The organism is Micromonospora sp. RP3T, from assembly GCF_003027925.1.
GTDB lineage: Bacteria > Actinomycetota > Actinomycetes > Mycobacteriales > Micromonosporaceae > Micromonospora.
The window spans coordinates 1-569 of record NZ_PYPS01000144.1 but is presented as its reverse complement, the minus strand read 5'-3'; the positions used below and the strand labels follow the sequence as shown (position 1 = coordinate 569).

At 37.1% G+C, this 569-nt stretch carries 1 protein-coding gene; it reads left to right on the top strand.

Features of this window, described 5'->3' with window-relative positions; translation table 11 throughout:
• Nucleotides 1-329 precede the first annotated feature (329 nt).
• Nucleotides 330-569: hypothetical protein (locus C8054_RS33010; RefSeq protein ID WP_233220276.1), on the top strand; the 240-nt coding region annotated here is incomplete at its 3' end.

Genomic DNA, 569 nt, shown 5'->3' with positions numbered 1-569 from the left:
TAAAGGCAAAAACTTCTGCTAGAAAAGCTATCATGTTGTTGAATCCAGTGTTGTTGATTACTGTTATCAGCAACCAAGATTACTGTTATAAACTGTGTAAAAGGTAAAGAGGGAGGTGTTTCTACAATTTATAGCAATATTTTTAGTGTTTCTCAGAGAACGGATTTCAAGTATAACTCGTTTGAAGTAATGGTGCTTCATATAACATTATCCAGAGAAACAAGTGTTAATGATAAATCCCCTATGACGTTTGTACTTGCTACTGTATACAGGCCACCAGGGCACCATACAGATTTTCTTAAAGAATTTGCTGATTTAAAACCGGGCTGGTGTTGGCTACAGATAAGGTCTTAATAGTAGGTGACTTTAACATCCATGTCGATAATGAAATCGATGCACTGAGAGCAGCATTTATAGACATTCTGAACTATATTGGAGTTAGCCAACACGTGTCAGGTCCCACTCATTGTCGAAATCATACTCTAGACTTAATACTGTCGCATGGAATTGATGTCAATGCCGCTGAGATTCTGCAGCAAAGTAATGATATCTCTGATCATTTTCTAGTC